The sequence below is a fragment of the Brevibacillus sp. NPDC003359 genome (assembly GCF_042878995.1).
GTDB lineage: Bacteria > Bacillota > Bacilli > Brevibacillales > Brevibacillaceae > Brevibacillus.
Genome location: NZ_JBIAOR010000004.1, coordinates 1 through 14,782, shown reverse-complemented (window position 1 = coordinate 14,782; position 14,782 = coordinate 1). Strand labels below are relative to the sequence as shown.

Sequence of the window (14,782 nt, the reverse complement as noted above, 5' to 3'; positions counted from 1 at the left end):
TCCTCCTTCTATACAGAGCCAATAACGGTTGATTAACGGTTATGTCCTTAATTGTATAATAGTCTGTCTATTTTGAAAAGGCGGCAGCCAATTCCCCTTTCAAATGCCCAATCGTCTCTACTCGATCCTTTTCCTCCTGCTCATCAAACAAAAGCTGCTCTAGCAGTTCACATATATCTTCCAGCCTACGCCGGATTTGATAGAATTCCAGCGCTTGTTGATTGACCACATAATTTGTATGTGTCTTCAGATAGGTAGCCATAAACTCCTCAAAAAAAGGCTGATCTACCAAAAACATCAGATCTGCTTCTACCGGAGCCAGCTTCAACCCTTCCCAATCTATCAGAATAAGTTGCTGGTCGGATTGCATCAGATTCCAGTTATGAAGGTCCGTATGGCAAAGTTTCATTTTGATCTCACTGCCTCGCAATTCTTCTGCAATCATCTCCAAATGACTCATGCGGGCAGCCAGTATGTCGGCAAAAGGTTTGACGATTTCATTCACATCGTCCGGCAGACGGTGGATATCTTCGTTCAGTATTTCTCTAAATTGCTCGGCAAATGGAATACGGAAATCTTCCTTGATGGCATCCGTACGGATCGGGATTTCTTCCCCGTACAAATGCAGCTCTGCTATGATTTCTGCAAGCTGGCGAATTTGCACCGAGTTTAACACTTGGCTGCCAATGGTTTTCCCCTCAATATAGGCAAACAGCTGATAGATGCCCACGTCCTCTTCATGTTTATACGCTGCGTTTCTTGTCAGTAACGGAACTGGAATTTTGCCTTGTAGTCTAGTTTGTCGTGATAGCCACTGGATAATGGGAACATACTTATCAATCAGCCCTGTCCACTTGGGCGTAGATGCTCTGCTTTTTTCATAGACCTTCAAGAAATAGGACTGCTGGTCGCTGATGACTTTATAAGCTAGCGCCGACCATCCTCCTTGTTGAGGGGTAACATCAACAGCGTCTATATCATAATGGTGTCTCAATATGGTTTTGAAATGATCCATGAGGTACTCCTTTCTTAGCCACACACTCGCGATCAATTACCACCAACATACAAAAAATTGCCTTGCCCCACAATAGGAGCAAAGCAATTTTTTAAATAGTATGAAAAATATTTCGTGTAACAAAATATTCTACTTAATTATTGCACTCCAATTGCGTCATACGCATCTTTTACAGATTCTACTTGTTCGGAATTGGCGCCAAACAGTACTGTTGCGGATTGAATCGCTGCTTGTCGCATAGCGGAGAAGTTAGAGTTTGGATTGAGATAGTTTGTTAGAGCGTAGTAGTAGATTTTTGCTGTGTCATTGCGACCAATACCTGTGACCGTTATACCGGAGTGTGTGCCACCCTCTGCGAGGAGATATGCCGCTTTGTTATTGATACCGCTGTTAGTGTGTACGCCTCCCTCGTCTGCTGTACCGATGTATCGATTGCTATAGTGGTCAGGATCGCCAGCAATGGTTGGATCTTCGAGAGAGCGCAGTGCGTCTCCTGGCGTTCCTGGCGTGTATACATCTTCACCTATTAGCCAATCGTCATTATCAACCATCACCCCGAAGATGTCAGACATGGATTCGTTCAGCGCGCCAGACTCGTTTTCATAGATCAGACCGGCTGTTCGTTCTGTGACACCATGAGTTAATTCATGAGCAACGACATCCAAGCCAGCGGACAATGGGCGGAATAAGCGTCCATCTCCATCCCCGTATGTCATTTGTACGCCGTTCCAGAATGCGCGGTTATCGTTTCTACCGTAATGGACTGTGGAGATGATTTTCGCACCCTTGTTGTCAAAGCTGTTGCGGTTATGCGCGTTTTGGTAGTAATCGTAGGTTGCCTGAGCATAGGCATGAGCGTCGACAAGTGCTTCATCTGTCCAGTTGTTATCCGAGTCAGAACCAAGAGTTCCAGGTTGGACATATCTGTTGCCTGCATTGTACGTTTCAATTCCCTTGCCGCGCGTCGTATCTTTCGCCGTATAGTTGGTATTGCTTACTTTCGTTACTTCGAATGATTTGGTGTCACCTAGTACTCCTGTACCCGTCCCTGTAATCTCATGGAGCATATTGTATTTGTTAATCACATCACCCGAATCCGCGTCGATGAAATACTTCCAACGACCTGGCTGTGGATCGAGGATATTCAGTTCCACTTCGTAAGCCAAATACGATTCATCTTCGTGGATGTAGACGTAGAGGTTCCCTTTTGGCTTCACCTCGAACTTCTTCACTTTTACGTCAATCTCATCCTCCAAATCCTTGATGGCTTCTTTTACCGCTTTATCTGACTTGAGTTTTGGTTTTTTCGTTAGCTTATCATTGTTTGACAAGTCAGGTGCGTAGTTACCGAGAAATGCCGTTACATTCCCATCCTCGTTTACGTGAATCGTCTGCTGATAACCATATACTGGGATGCCCTCGTACATTTCTTGTACGCGGTAGTGAGTCATGTCTGTCTCTTTGTCTGTCACTTCATCAAGCACTTTAAAGTGGTCTCTCACCTCTCCATCAATGCGGAAGGAATCTTGATGTTGCTCCAGGAATCCCCAAACTTTTTCTTCGCCATCCAGCTCTTCTGCTTCGAACTCTTCTCCAATGAATTCGGGGGTATCCCACTCAGCGCTATAGACGATGCTTTCGGATTCGGCCTGCGCAGCCAGCGGCAGGAAGGTGGAAGTACCTAGTGCGAAGCTGAGTGTTACTGCAAAAACAGATTTCTTCATACTTGTTGACTCCTCCTTGGAAATAAATGTTTTTTATGTAATTTTATAGTTGTTTATGTCTCTTATTATTTATCATGATTCTGAATTTGAGAACCATTTTTTAACGACAAAAAAATCATTTCCTGAAAGAAATGATTAATTGGTAAATTTATTACAATTACACTTCCCTTATGATCCGATACACCTTGCGCGGTCTGGCACTTCGTGGCAATATTTGCAGGTGCGAAGCCAATTCGTGTGCATGAATCTCCTGAGACACACGTTTTTCAGGATGGAATCGCGCTTTGCCAGCGTCATGACGCTGAGTGAGGTAAGCTAGCTGAGCGCTCGTGATTATTCGACAATCCCCGACGTGGATGCGATGTTTTGCATTCGTGCTGATCAGGTAACATGTGGCACCAACATACAAAAAATTGCCTTGCCCCACAATAGGAGCAAAGCAATTTTTTAAATAGCATGAAAAATATTTCGTGTAACAAAATATTCTACTTAATTATTGCACTCCAATTGCGTCATACGCATCTTTTACAGATTCTAATTGTTGGGAATTGGCGCCGAAAAGAACTGTTGCGGATTGAATAGCTGCTTGTCGCATAGCGGAGAAATTAGAGTTTGGATTGAGGTAGTTTGTTAGAGCGTAGTAGTAGATTTTTGCTGTATCATTGCGACCAATGCCTGTGACCGTTACACCGTGGTGCGAACCACCCTCTGCGAGGAGATATGCCGCTTTGTTGTTGATTCCGCTGTTAGTGTGTACGCCTCCGTTGTCATTTGGACCTGTGTATCGATCGCTGTAGTGGTCAGGATCACCAGCGATGGTTGGATCTTCGAGAGAGCGCAAGGCGTCTCCAGGAGTTCCTGGTGTGTATACATCTTCACCTATCAGCCAATCATCGTTGTCAATCATTGCCCCGAAGATGTCAGAGATGGATTCATTTAACGCACCGGACTCATTTTGATAGACCAGATTGGCTGTTTTTTCTGTAACAGCATGTGTTAATTCATGAGCGACGACATCTAAGCCAGCAGACAATGGGCGGAATACGCTTCCATCTCCATCACCGTATACCATTTGCACGCCGTTCCAGAATGCATTGTTGTAGTTGCTACCGTAATGGACAGTAGAAGTCAATTTCGCACCGTTGTTGTCATAGCTGTTGCGGTTATGTGCATTTTTGTAGTAATCGTAGGTTGTCTGTGCATAGGCATGCGCGTCTACAAGTGCTCCATCTGTCCATTTGTTATCGGTATCAGAGCCAAGTGTACCTGGGAGGGTATATTTGTTCCGTGCAGTGTACGTCTCAATTCCCTTGCCGCGAGTCGTATCTTTCGCCGTGTAGTTGGTGTTGCTTACTTTCGTTACTTCGAAAGACTTAGAGTCACCAAGTACCCCCGTACCCGTTCCTGTAATCTCATGGAGCATATTGTATTTGTTGATCACGTCACCAGAGTTTGCATCGATGAAATACTTCCAACGGCCTGGCTGTGGATCGAGGAAATTCAGTTCCACTTCGTAAGCCAAATACGATTCATCTTCGTGGATGTAGACGTAGAGGTTCCCTTTTGGCTTCACCTCGAACTTCTCCACTTTTGCGTCAATCTCATCCTCCAAATCCTTGATGGCTTCTTTTACCGCTTTATCTGACTTGAGTTTTGGTTTTTTCGTCAGCTTATCATTGTTTGACAAGTCAGGTGCGTAGTTACCGAGAAATGCTGTTACATTCCCATCCTCGTTTACGTGAACCGTTTGCTGATAACCATAGACTGGGATGCCCTCGTACATTTCTTGTACGCGGTAGTGGGTCATGTCTGTCTCTTTGTCTGTCACTTCATCAAGCACTTTGAAGTGGTCTCTCACATCTCCATCAATGCGGAAAGAATCTTGATGTTGCTCCAGGAATCCCCAAACTTTGTCTTCGCCATCCAGCTCTTCTGCTTCGAACTCTTCTCCGATGAATTCGGGGGTATCCCACTCAGCACTATAGACGATGCTTTCAGATTCGGCCTGCGCAGCCAGCGGCAGGAAGGTGGAAGTACCTAATGCGAAGCTGAGTGTTACTGCAAAAACCGATTTTTTCATACTTGTTAACTCCTCCTTGGAAAATATTGTTTTTTATGTAAGTTCATAGTTGTTTACATCTCTTATTATTTGTCATAAATGTGAATTTGAGAACAATTTTTTAACGACAAAAAAATCATTTCCCGAAAGAAATGATTTTTTGGTAAATTTATTACATTTGCGATTGCCATGCGATCCGATACACCTTGCGCGGTCTGCCACGCGGGTGCGGGCTTTCTTCCCTGATCACCTGCGCGAGTCCCTTTGACTCCAGTTCAATCAGTATGCGTCTGGCACTTCGTGGAAGAATTTGCAGATACGAGGCTAATTCTGTCGCATGAATTTCCTGAGAGCCTCGCTTTTTGAGTATGGAGTGGAGCTTCGCGAGCGTCATGACACTGAGAGAGGTAAGCTGACTGAGCTCTTGCAGCTTTTCAGAGTCGTACCGATAGGTGATCTGTTCAGCACGACCAAGCGGCCCGACGACGCTTTTGTCATCAAAGAAGACCATCCAGTTGCCTGTCCCGCGCTCTTTGGCGTGCAGCAAAGCCGCACCACCATGGATTTCTGCTTCATAAGCGGTCTTCCCGATCCCGATTCCGCACGTCACCAGATCAGCGCGAATGCCAAACAGCTCTTCCAAATCCGGCATGGTCGCATAGTCACGGGTCACTTCTTGCAAATTACCCCGTGTTGTAAAAATGACGTAGCGTCCGGGACCTGCTGTCTTCAGTGAGCCTTGCAAATGCTTCGCATAGCGCAACAGCTTTTCCATCGTCTTGATCTCGGCATTTTGCCATTCATCTGTGGAAAAGTTGCCACCGGCAAGCTCGCGAAATGGATCGATCTCCATCATCTGCACGGCAATTTGGGTATCTTTGAAGTGAAGCATTTCATGCGTTCGCAAAAGCATATGAATGACCGAAATTACTCCTGCCCGTGTCGGCACGACCCGATGTACAGGGACACCTCGCCGCGCCAGCTCTACATCTGCTGTCCGCAAGCAAGTGACAGCCACCTTTGTCTTGCCTGCCTTCCAAAGCTGTTCGTGGTAATCGGCCAGTTCATCGGCTGAGATTGCTCCCTCGTAATGCTTGAGCCATTTGTAGCCACCAGCAATGCCCGCTTCGTCCAAAAAATGCTCCAGTTCTTCTGGAGAAAATGTATCAAAGCTCACTTCATCCACCCGGATCCCCAATTGATGGGACAGGTGAAGCAAGGTTCTGTACAAGCTCGCACCGAGATGAGGCACATAAGCCATCGGCACTGGGATCTTACCAGACTCGCTCACCATGGCATAAGGGACCTGTCCGGAGAAAAGCCACATATCCACCTCATCCACATGCGGCGAAATCAGATCAAGAATCTCTTCTTCTTTCCAATAGACGATCGGCAAGTATTCAATTTCGGGAAACTCTCGCATGACTGATTCGATGATGGCAAGTGAATCATCCGCGCCTATTACGCCTAGTCGCAGCTTCAACTAAACTCCCTCTTTCACACCAATCTCTTCCTGCTTGTGGACTGCTTCTATGATGAAAAGACGACTGACTATTTGAACAACCTCTACTAGGATAACATACTCCCTCTCTTTTTCTTATCGGGGGATCACTTTACCTGCTGCCTCCCCAATCCGGTGTGCCACGTACAAAACAGGTATGATCAACAAGCTGTATGGCAACGTACTCCCAATCAACTGCCACGTCACAAGTCCAGCCTCAAACAATCGAAAATAGGTATACAAACTATACGGCAAAACGAAGGCCACAGCCGTCACCACACCAGGTGTATACGTGCGAAGGACAACTGCATGACCAACATGCATGAAAACATGAAGAAACATCACGTGCAGACAAACCAGAAAAAACGGGAGGTATGTTCCAGCCGAAAGTGTCGTGACAGTCAGGATGACCGCTACTGATAAAACCGCGAAAATACAAGAGACTGCGACTGCAAATTGCGCCGTGTTCATCGAAAGCGACGGCTCCAGCATCTTCATAAGTCGTTCTGGAACAGTTTGTCTGATGAGGTCTTTCTTTGCTCGCACCCAACCTTCTACCATCACGATCTCCTCGAAATCATGAAACATGAAAACGACTAAAAACAACCAAATCAGATGGGACAACTCTAGCATACACTCACCCTCTTCCTATTCGTTTGTCCGCAAAATTCCATGTGCCAAAAAAGATACCACTTCGTCCGCAAGCTGCTCCGGTGTTTTTTCGCCCGTCAGCAAATATCGCGACGTCATACGGTCTACGACTGCAATCATTGCCTCTGCCGCCACCTCCACAGACAACTCCACACGGACTTGACCAGCAGTCTGATTTTGTCGCAAGTTGACAGCAACAATCGAAGCCAGCTTACTATGCAGCCCATCTCCCTCTTCTGCCTGATACAGAACGATCCTGGTCAAGTCAGGCTGCTCCTGAAAAAATCGGAACAAGGCGAGCAGGTTTTCCCGTACCTGACGGAAGACATCTGCCTTCGTCAAGGCCGTTACCTTTTGACCGCTGTCCGCCAATTCCCACAGCTTGGTGACGAATGTATCCGTCAACTGCTGATACAAGCCTGCCTTGCTGTCGAAATACTGATAAAACGACGCCTGTGTCAATCCAGCTGCTTTCACGATGTCACTCACCCGTGTGCGATGAAAGCCTTTTGCCGCAAACTCTGAAGCTGCCGCCGCAAGCAACCGACTGCGACTTAACTCCCCTTTTGACAATTTGTCATTGGTCATTTTCTCACCTCAAAAGTAACTAACGAGTTATATAACTATTGAGTTATTTTTACAACTTTTGGATTTTATTGTCAAGACCCACTTGCTTTTTCTTCCGACTGTGCGTAAAATGTTTGCTCAAAGGGTATCATTTGATGGCAATGAGGAAGAAGAGTAGTCATTTTTCGAGACTTCAGAGAGCTGATGGTTGGTGCGAATCAGTGTTAAGGAAATGATGAATGGGCTTCCGAGCTCCAAACCGAACCCGCTCTCATGGCGGCAGTAGGCTTTGGCGTTACGTCCGTACGTTACAATGGACACCGTATCAAGCTGTTTTACACAGAAACGGTACGGATTAAAGAGATTTTGCGTATGGATGATTCCGTACGTGAAATAACAAGGGTGGCACCACGGTTCATTCGTCCCTGTCCAGGGCGGATGGACCTTTTTGTATTTCATGCGGACATTCATATTTTCACGATTGAAAGGAGCAGCTTTCCCATGAAAACCATCTTTTCCGGCATTCAACCGAGCGGCATTTTGACACTCGGCAACTACTTGGGCGCGATGAAACACTTCGTTCCGCTTCAAGATCAGTTCAACTGCTTTTACTGCATCGTAGACCAGCATGCGATCACCGTTCCACAGGAGCCTGCCGTTCTACGCGAAAACATCCGTCGTCTCGCGGCTCTCTATTTGTCCGTTGGCCTCGATCCGAACAAAATGACGCTGTTCGTCCAATCGGAAGTACCTGCCCATGCCAAGCTCGGCTGGATCATGCTGTGTACCTCTTACTTGGGTGAATTGGAGCGCATGACCCAATTCAAGGACAAATCCGATGGACGCGGCGAGTCCATTCCAGGCGGTCTGCTGGCTTATCCTCCATTGATGGCTGCTGATATTGTGCTGTACGGCACTGATTTCGTCCCTGTGGGCGAGGACCAGAAGCAGCACTTGGAGCTCACTCGTGATTTGGCAACCCGTTTTAACAACCGTTATGGCGACATTTTCACCATTCCAGAGGTTCGCCTGCCAGAGACTGGCGCACGCATCATGTCCCTTGCAGAAGGTACAAAGAAAATGAGCAAATCCGATCCAAACCAAGGCGCCTTCATCTCCATGCTGGATGATGCAGACACCATCACGAAAAAAATCAAGCGCGCGCAAACGGATTCTGACAGCGTTGTGCGTTATGACAAAGCAGAAAAACCAGCAGTCTCTAACCTCATGACCATCTACTCGCTTTGCTCCGGTAAATCACTGGAAGAAATTGAAGCGATGTACGAGGGCAAAGGCTACGGCGCATTCAAAACCGAGCTGGCTGAAGTTGTCGTAGAAACACTCCGTCCGATCCAAGAACGCTTCGATCAGCTATTCCACTCCTCCGAACTGGATGATATCCTGACTGCCGGGGCAGAGAAAGCGAATAAAGTCGCGAACGAGATGCTGTACAAAGTTGAAAAAGTGATGGGTATGGCGCGTCTCTAATCCATTGCCACAACAAAAAACGGGCTGGGAAGCTATCTCCCAACCCGTTTTTCTTTAGTCGTTGCTCTTAACCGTGACAGTTACCTTGGCTGTTTTGCCAGCGTAGCTGATCGTGATGGTCACTCTTGTCCTTGGTTTGGCATCATCCAAGACAAGAATACGCCCAGCCTCATCAACCTCTACCTGTTCGGGCTTGCTTGATGTGAACTCGATAACCTCAGCTTCGGTAACGTCTTCTTCCGCATCGTTACCGAGAATCGCCGTAATTTCGAGCTGTGCTTCCTCACCCTGCGCTAGCTTGAGTGAATTCGGTTTGACCTCGAGCCTTTTCAGGGCGGTCTCACCAACGACATACGATGCGGAGGTCACTACTGTAAAAATTCCTACCTCGTCTTCTTTTGTCACTTGGATCGCTTTTCCCTTGAGTCCTGTAGCCGCTCGCCACATATTGCTCCGATACGAGTAGGCTTGGAGCTTTTCGCTGGCGTCATCAGCGACTGGCAACGCGAGTGTAAAACCTGTTTTGCCGAGGCTTGTCACTTTTTTGCCGTTGCTCCACACTTGCAATTGATAGGCCTCCCCAGGGTTCGGCACACCTTTCCATCCGTTCCCATTTGCTTCTGTCAGGGAGAGGGCAAACTCTCTTGCACGCTGAGCGGAAAAGTATGCGCTAGGCACCTCTACCCATGCTTCACTGTCCAAGATTACGCGGATTCCAACCTCTTTTTTCTTCAATTGTTCAACCAGCTTCTGTTCAAGGGTCACGGTCGGATCAGCAGATTCTTCCTTGCGAGAACGCGTGTCGATCGAATTGTCTTCGCTTTGTTTCACCTGAACGAACAGCACCGGAACAAAGCCGATCTTTTCTTTCACGGATTCGATTACTTTCATGAATTCCCCGAGTATTTCCAGAAGTTCATCTACTTGTTCGTCAGCTGCCTTGATCTCTTCCCCATCTTCAATGACGACAGTGCCAAGCTTTTTCAAAAGCTCTTCTGCTAGTCTACGGACATGCTTGGCAACCTCTTTAGAAATTTCCTTTTCATCGAGCGGCTCCAGTGCTGTTTTCGCCAAGCTCGTCAAGGAGGCAAGTGCCAGGCGGGCAAGCTCTTCATCCTCGATGCCATCTTCTATGAGAGGGTCAAATGCTTTGTTCAAAAAGCTCTTCGTCACATCTTGGAATGCCTCTTCTCTGATGGTTCCTCGCTCGGCCTGCTCGGCCACTGCCTCGAGTACAGTCGTGATCGTATGGGTGACTGTCTCCCATTTCTCAGTCGGCGTCCACTGCTCCGCATCCAGAAGTTTTCCCAGATGGCTAAGTACTTGATCCACCTGACCCAAAATGGCGCTCTCCTCGTTACTTGCGGAGATGGCTCGAGCTGCTTCCTTGTTCAAATCTCGCTGCGTGTCCGGTGTTGGTGTTCTGTCCGGCGGTGTAACTGGTGGAGGTGAGTCCGGCTTGGCTGGAACCTGTACTGTCAATGCTTTCGTTACTGCTGTTGATTGATCGGATGTTCTTGTGACCTCCAAAATCAGGTCTACATTCGTCTGGCGATTTGGCGGTGTAATTTTAGCGTCCAGCGCAATGACCGCTGGATCACTAGACGTCTTGATCGTGATGGTAAAGCCTGTAGGTACTTCTGGCAGCTTCAAGCGTGTCTCACCCGCTGCTGGCTGTGTGAGCTGCGTGATGCTTTCTGCCACTTCTTGTGCTGTTTTTCCCGGCGTACCACGATCCTTCAAGTCCAGCTGTACGAGGACAGGATTATGATCACTCACACGTCCCTCGCTCTCGGTCAAGCCAGCGTTGATGTGAACGATATCAACCTTCGTGTCGTCCTTCAAATGGTTGCTGACCAAAATTTGATCCAAGACTTGGGAGTTCCCTTGGTACACGTACGTATACTGCTCACCCTTCGGCAGTTTCTCCACCATATTGGTCAAAACGCCATCTGCCAATTCCTGCACCGGATTCGAAAACGGGAAGTCGTTGAGATCGCCCAGCACGACCACATTTGCTTTCGCTTCCGCCGCATGGATTTCTTTTACAAAGTTATTTAACACACGAGCAATTTTCACGCGTTGTACTTCACTCACCAGCTGTGGCGGCTGATCTTTTCCAAACAGCGCTTGATCTCCGCCCTTGGAGTTGAAATGGTTGGCGATGACAATGACAGGCTCGCCTTGGAAAATGAATTCCGCAGCCAGCGGCTTACGGCTCGAAGCAAACGCCTCGTTGGTCGGATCTACCCGCCCTGGATTATGTGACAAATGCGCTACACCATCTCGTGTCTCGATTTGCACCGCATCAGTCGCTCCTCCTGACGTTCCTGCCGCCAGCTGTACCCGTTCCGGGTTGTAGAAGAAGCCTACACGGATGTTTCCTCCAGGCTGTCCACCATCTTGATTGTTCTGTGGCGCGATATCGGTATATCGGTAAGTCGGGCCATTTTTGTTTTCAATTGCTTTGATCAATGCGTCCGCAGACTGCGTAGCATCTGTTTGCCCATTGTCCGTCGGCCCATTGTCGTCCTGCATTTCCACCACGCCGATAATATCCGGCCCCTTCATGTTGTCCACGATCGTCTCGGCGATACGATTGATTTTGGCAGAATCGGTTTTTGCCGAGAAATTCTCGATGTTGTACGAAGCAATTGTCAGCTTGTCTTCTTTTGGGGAAATACTCGTCACTGGTTGCTCATAATGGCTTGGCTGTACCGTAAATGATCGTGTATGGAACAGCTTGTAATTCGCAAAGCTGTAGTCAATGATGCCTACCAGTGGTCCGTCAAATTTGTCGCCGACTTTTACCTCTCCGGTAATCGATTCGAGTTTGTCTGATACGGTGATGCGCTCAGGGTGAAAATCATTGGCTTCGAGCACTACTCCACCAGCTGGCGTACGTGGCTGATTCGGATGGGCTCGATCATCGATGACAACAAATTCCGTTGCACGTGGATTGATAAATGTCTTGGTTTCGCCAACCACGATTGGATTGTCGATTTGCACCAGCATGCCTTCGAGACTTTCCCAGAAGTCGATGCCGTCTTGGTCTGGGTCGAATTTGCCGAGACTGTCGTTGTCGATGATCCCGTTCGGGTATTCGTAGTTGTCTTTGCCCAGGATGAGTGGTTCTGGGAGTGCCTGGCCTGGCTTGACAACTTTGTACGAGGTCGCATCAATCTGAGTCTGCGTAAGGTCTGTACCCGCCCTGTTCGATGGCACGTATTCCTTGACGGTTCCGCTGACGGTTACTTCATCGCCAGGGGTGACCGCTGCTTTTGGCTCGTAAACGTATATACCTTCAGAAGTAAATGGGTCTGCGTCCGGTAATGGGTCTTGCATATAAAAGCCTTGTACATTGCTGCCGCTTCGGACAACAGCCGTTACGATTCCTGGAACATTCGTCACCGTTCCATCCGCCATCGGTGAGCGGTGCGACGTTCCTTGGATATCATGAATCCGAATGTTTTCTTTTTGAATCACGTAGCGGAAGATCGCTACATTGCTGTCTGTGTAACCATCCTTGACGGCTATGGCTGAAAGGGTCGTATCCGCGTCAATCGGGATCGGTCCTGTATACTTCTTGCTTTGCCTACTCGGTGTCGAACCATCTATCGTATAGTAGATCACGGCGTCTGCCATCGTCGTTGAGAGTGTTACTTTTGTTCCCTGTGTCACCATAGGACCTGCTGGGCTCGCTGTAACCATGGGGACTTTATTCTCGTCCTCTACGAGATCAGCGACAGTGCGGGGCACCAGCTTGTATACATTGCGGTCATAGTTAACCACGCCTGTAATGGCTGCATAGCTCTTGTTCACTGGAATTGGAAGGGTGGCATCAGGACGAGACACAAACGTACCGTGCTGATCCTCCAGCGTGTAGTTGCCACTCGATACCGATTTGATAGTAACCACTTTTACCGTCACCAGCTTGCCTTCCAAAGCCTCTCCTGTAGCAGCCGCAAAATCAGTAGAAGTCACAACTTGCGGGCTAGGCACACCCGCTTGCTTTTGCACGATTTCCACATTATTGGTGAGCACTTCGAGTTGAGCCAAACCGTAATAGTCATTCATTTTTCCGGTAGCTCGGATTTTGTCTCCCACCTCAATTTTGCCAGTCAGCCCTGGCGCACGAAGTACGAGCCCCGCCGTATCGTCTTGGAAATACACGTTATTTTGTCCGCCCGCTTCAAACATCGCCGTCACCGTTCCAACGACGCTGACATTTGTTCCTATCGGTGCGGTTCTTGCTTCAGCAATCGTAGTCGAACCTACGGCTGACTTGGTAACGCTAACTTCCAGGCTCTCAAACGACTTGCCGTACTCCCCAGTTGTTTGCTGCGTTACGAGAATATGATCCAACTGGTCGATGTTTGGAATCGTAAAGGAAAATGACCCGTTTGCCTGTGCCGTTCCTGTTTCTTTGTTACTCAGCAACAGCGGTTGTTTTTGCGGATCATATGCGCGCAGTATCGCATTCCCTGCTGCCGCTCCTGCTTCTCCTCGCAGCTCGCCCACACCGTTCAATACTTGCAGGCTGACTTTTTCCTGTACCAAGGCAGGACTGGCAACAGCTGGCCTCAGCTCGATGCCGGCGCTCTCCTTCTTACTCCCTTCTGTTGCGGTGAGATAAACTCCCTGCGCACTTGGATCGGGATTGGCAAAAGTCAGCTCGATTTGTCCGGAAGCATCCGAATCTTGCTGTGCCAACGGAGTGTCGCTACCTGTTCCTGTAGGCTGACTCGCATAAACCTTAATGATGCGCCCCTGACCGACGTAGCCGCGAATTGTTGCTTGGATAGGATCAGTATGATCAAAAATTAGTTCTGTAGCGTTCGGCTTGTCGGTCACATCTGTTGGTAGCGGTGGTTCTACTGGGCTTTGCGTGTTTTTGGGGGTAGGAGCCCCTGTGATAAAATCGTTGCCGTTGTTATTGGTATCCCAGCCATTTCCTCCGTTCGGTACAATGCCGCTGGCGTCACTAATGCGTTGGATGCTGGTCGTATTTGAAGGAGCTGGTGCTGGTGAGTTGCCCTCAGATGAATTCGCATCACCAAATCCGACCATATCAGCAACACCTGCTTGGGAGGATACATCTGTTCCAGTTAAAGGCGTTGTATGGCTGACGAGAGCAACTTTTCCTTTAGTACCTGACAAATCAATCTTCCCAGTATCATCAGGAGAAGGGAGTTCTGTCCCTCCAGCTTGTCCTGCTACTTGCTGAATCAAATAAAATCCATAGGGGGCTATGCTTCCAGTTAAATTTGTTGCCTGCCATTTCTCTCCCGTAGCAGAAGCATACTGCACAGACCACCCCCCAAGCGAAACAGCAGTGTCCGTCGGGTTGTACAGCTCAATGAAATCGTTCTTGTAATGAGCGCCAGAGTTCCCCCCACCCCCATACACCTCACTGATCACCACATGATCAGCCCGCGCAGCTTTTGCCTGTGGCATCCACCCGGTCGGTAAAACAGTTCCCATCATGACCGCGGCGATTAGCGCCAGCTTCGGCCATCTGGAAGAACTTCTTCTTTTTTTCAACATCCTCGCATCATTCCTCCTCATATCAATCGGAAATGGCTACTATAAAATGGTAAACGTATAACCTGAACCTTATGTGAATTTGATGTAAAGTTTGTATAATCCTTCTAAACTTGTAAAAACAAAAACCGCCAAGCTTGAACTGCACCCCAATTGTTAGACACAACTAACGATTGGAGGTGCAGTTTTTTCTATGACTAAATTTTCTACAGACGATAAACTATCAGCGGTTC

The 14,782-nt window shown here is 48.0% G+C and carries 8 protein-coding genes and 1 other annotated feature; of the genes, 1 reads left to right on the top strand and 7 read right to left on the bottom strand.

Going from position 1 to position 14,782, the window contains the following annotated elements; translation table 11 throughout:
* Positions 1–67: 67 nt before the first annotated feature.
* From ACFYU8_RS14025 to ACFYU8_RS14000, 6 genes are all read right to left on the bottom strand, one after another.
* Complete coding sequence (locus ACFYU8_RS14025) at positions 68–1,015, bottom strand: aminoglycoside phosphotransferase family protein (protein WP_390300519.1); 948 nt, start codon at positions 1,013–1,015, stop codon at positions 68–70.
* 137 nt (positions 1,016–1,152) lie between these two features.
* On the bottom strand, positions 1,153–2,739 hold the full coding sequence (locus ACFYU8_RS14020; protein WP_390300521.1) for a M4 family metallopeptidase: 1,587 nt from the start codon (positions 2,737–2,739) through the stop codon (positions 1,153–1,155).
* A 493-nt stretch (positions 2,740–3,232) separates the two neighbouring features.
* Positions 3,233–4,819: a M4 family metallopeptidase gene (locus ACFYU8_RS14015; protein WP_390300523.1), complete on the bottom strand. Its 1,587-nt coding sequence runs from the start codon at positions 4,817–4,819 to the stop codon at positions 3,233–3,235.
* Positions 4,820–4,970: 151 nt separating this feature from the next.
* Positions 4,971–6,281 (bottom strand): helix-turn-helix domain-containing protein, encoded by a 1,311-nt coding sequence (locus tag ACFYU8_RS14010; RefSeq protein ID WP_390300525.1) that lies wholly within the window; start codon positions 6,279–6,281, stop codon positions 4,971–4,973.
* A gap of 114 nt (positions 6,282–6,395) precedes the next feature.
* A complete protein-coding gene (locus tag ACFYU8_RS14005) occupies positions 6,396–6,932 on the bottom strand; it encodes an HXXEE domain-containing protein (protein WP_390300527.1) in 537 nt (178 codons plus the stop codon).
* 15 nt (positions 6,933–6,947) lie between these two features.
* Positions 6,948–7,538 carry a TetR/AcrR family transcriptional regulator gene (locus ACFYU8_RS14000; RefSeq protein WP_390300529.1) on the bottom strand — a complete coding sequence of 197 codons (591 nt, stop codon included), beginning with the start codon at positions 7,536–7,538 and terminating at the stop codon, positions 6,948–6,950.
* A 131-nt stretch (positions 7,539–7,669) separates the two neighbouring features.
* Positions 7,670–7,947 (top strand) — a binding site (T-box leader).
* Positions 7,948–8,018: 71 nt separating this feature from the next.
* Here ACFYU8_RS14000 and trpS point away from each other — a divergent pair.
* Positions 8,019–9,005, top strand: a complete 987-nt coding sequence (gene trpS, locus ACFYU8_RS13995; RefSeq protein WP_390300531.1) for a tryptophan--tRNA ligase — start codon at positions 8,019–8,021, stop codon at positions 9,003–9,005.
* Between the two features lie 54 nt (positions 9,006–9,059).
* Here trpS and ACFYU8_RS13990 read toward each other — a convergent pair whose 3' ends face one another.
* Positions 9,060–14,552 (bottom strand): chitobiase/beta-hexosaminidase C-terminal domain-containing protein, encoded by a 5,493-nt coding sequence (locus tag ACFYU8_RS13990; RefSeq protein WP_390300533.1) that lies wholly within the window; start codon positions 14,550–14,552, stop codon positions 9,060–9,062.
* Positions 14,553–14,782 lie beyond the last annotated feature (230 nt).

Bases quoted from the DNA above. Each gene is read 5' to 3' on its own strand.
- ACFYU8_RS14025 (WP_390300519.1), bottom strand. From the start codon at position 1,015: ATGGATCATTTCAAAACCATATTGAGACACCATTATGATATAGACGCT.
- ACFYU8_RS14020 (WP_390300521.1), bottom strand. From the start codon at position 2,739: ATGAAGAAATCTGTTTTTGCAGTAACACTCAGCTTCGCACTAGGTACT.
- ACFYU8_RS14015 (WP_390300523.1), bottom strand. From the start codon at position 4,819: ATGAAAAAATCGGTTTTTGCAGTAACACTCAGCTTCGCATTAGGTACT.
- ACFYU8_RS14005 (WP_390300527.1), bottom strand. From the start codon at position 6,932: ATGCTAGAGTTGTCCCATCTGATTTGGTTGTTTTTAGTCGTTTTCATG.
- ACFYU8_RS14000 (WP_390300529.1), bottom strand. From the start codon at position 7,538: ATGACCAATGACAAATTGTCAAAAGGGGAGTTAAGTCGCAGTCGGTTG.
- trpS (WP_390300531.1), top strand. From the start codon at position 8,019: ATGAAAACCATCTTTTCCGGCATTCAACCGAGCGGCATTTTGACACTC.
- ACFYU8_RS13990 (WP_390300533.1), bottom strand. From the start codon at position 14,552: ATGTTGAAAAAAAGAAGAAGTTCTTCCAGATGGCCGAAGCTGGCGCTA.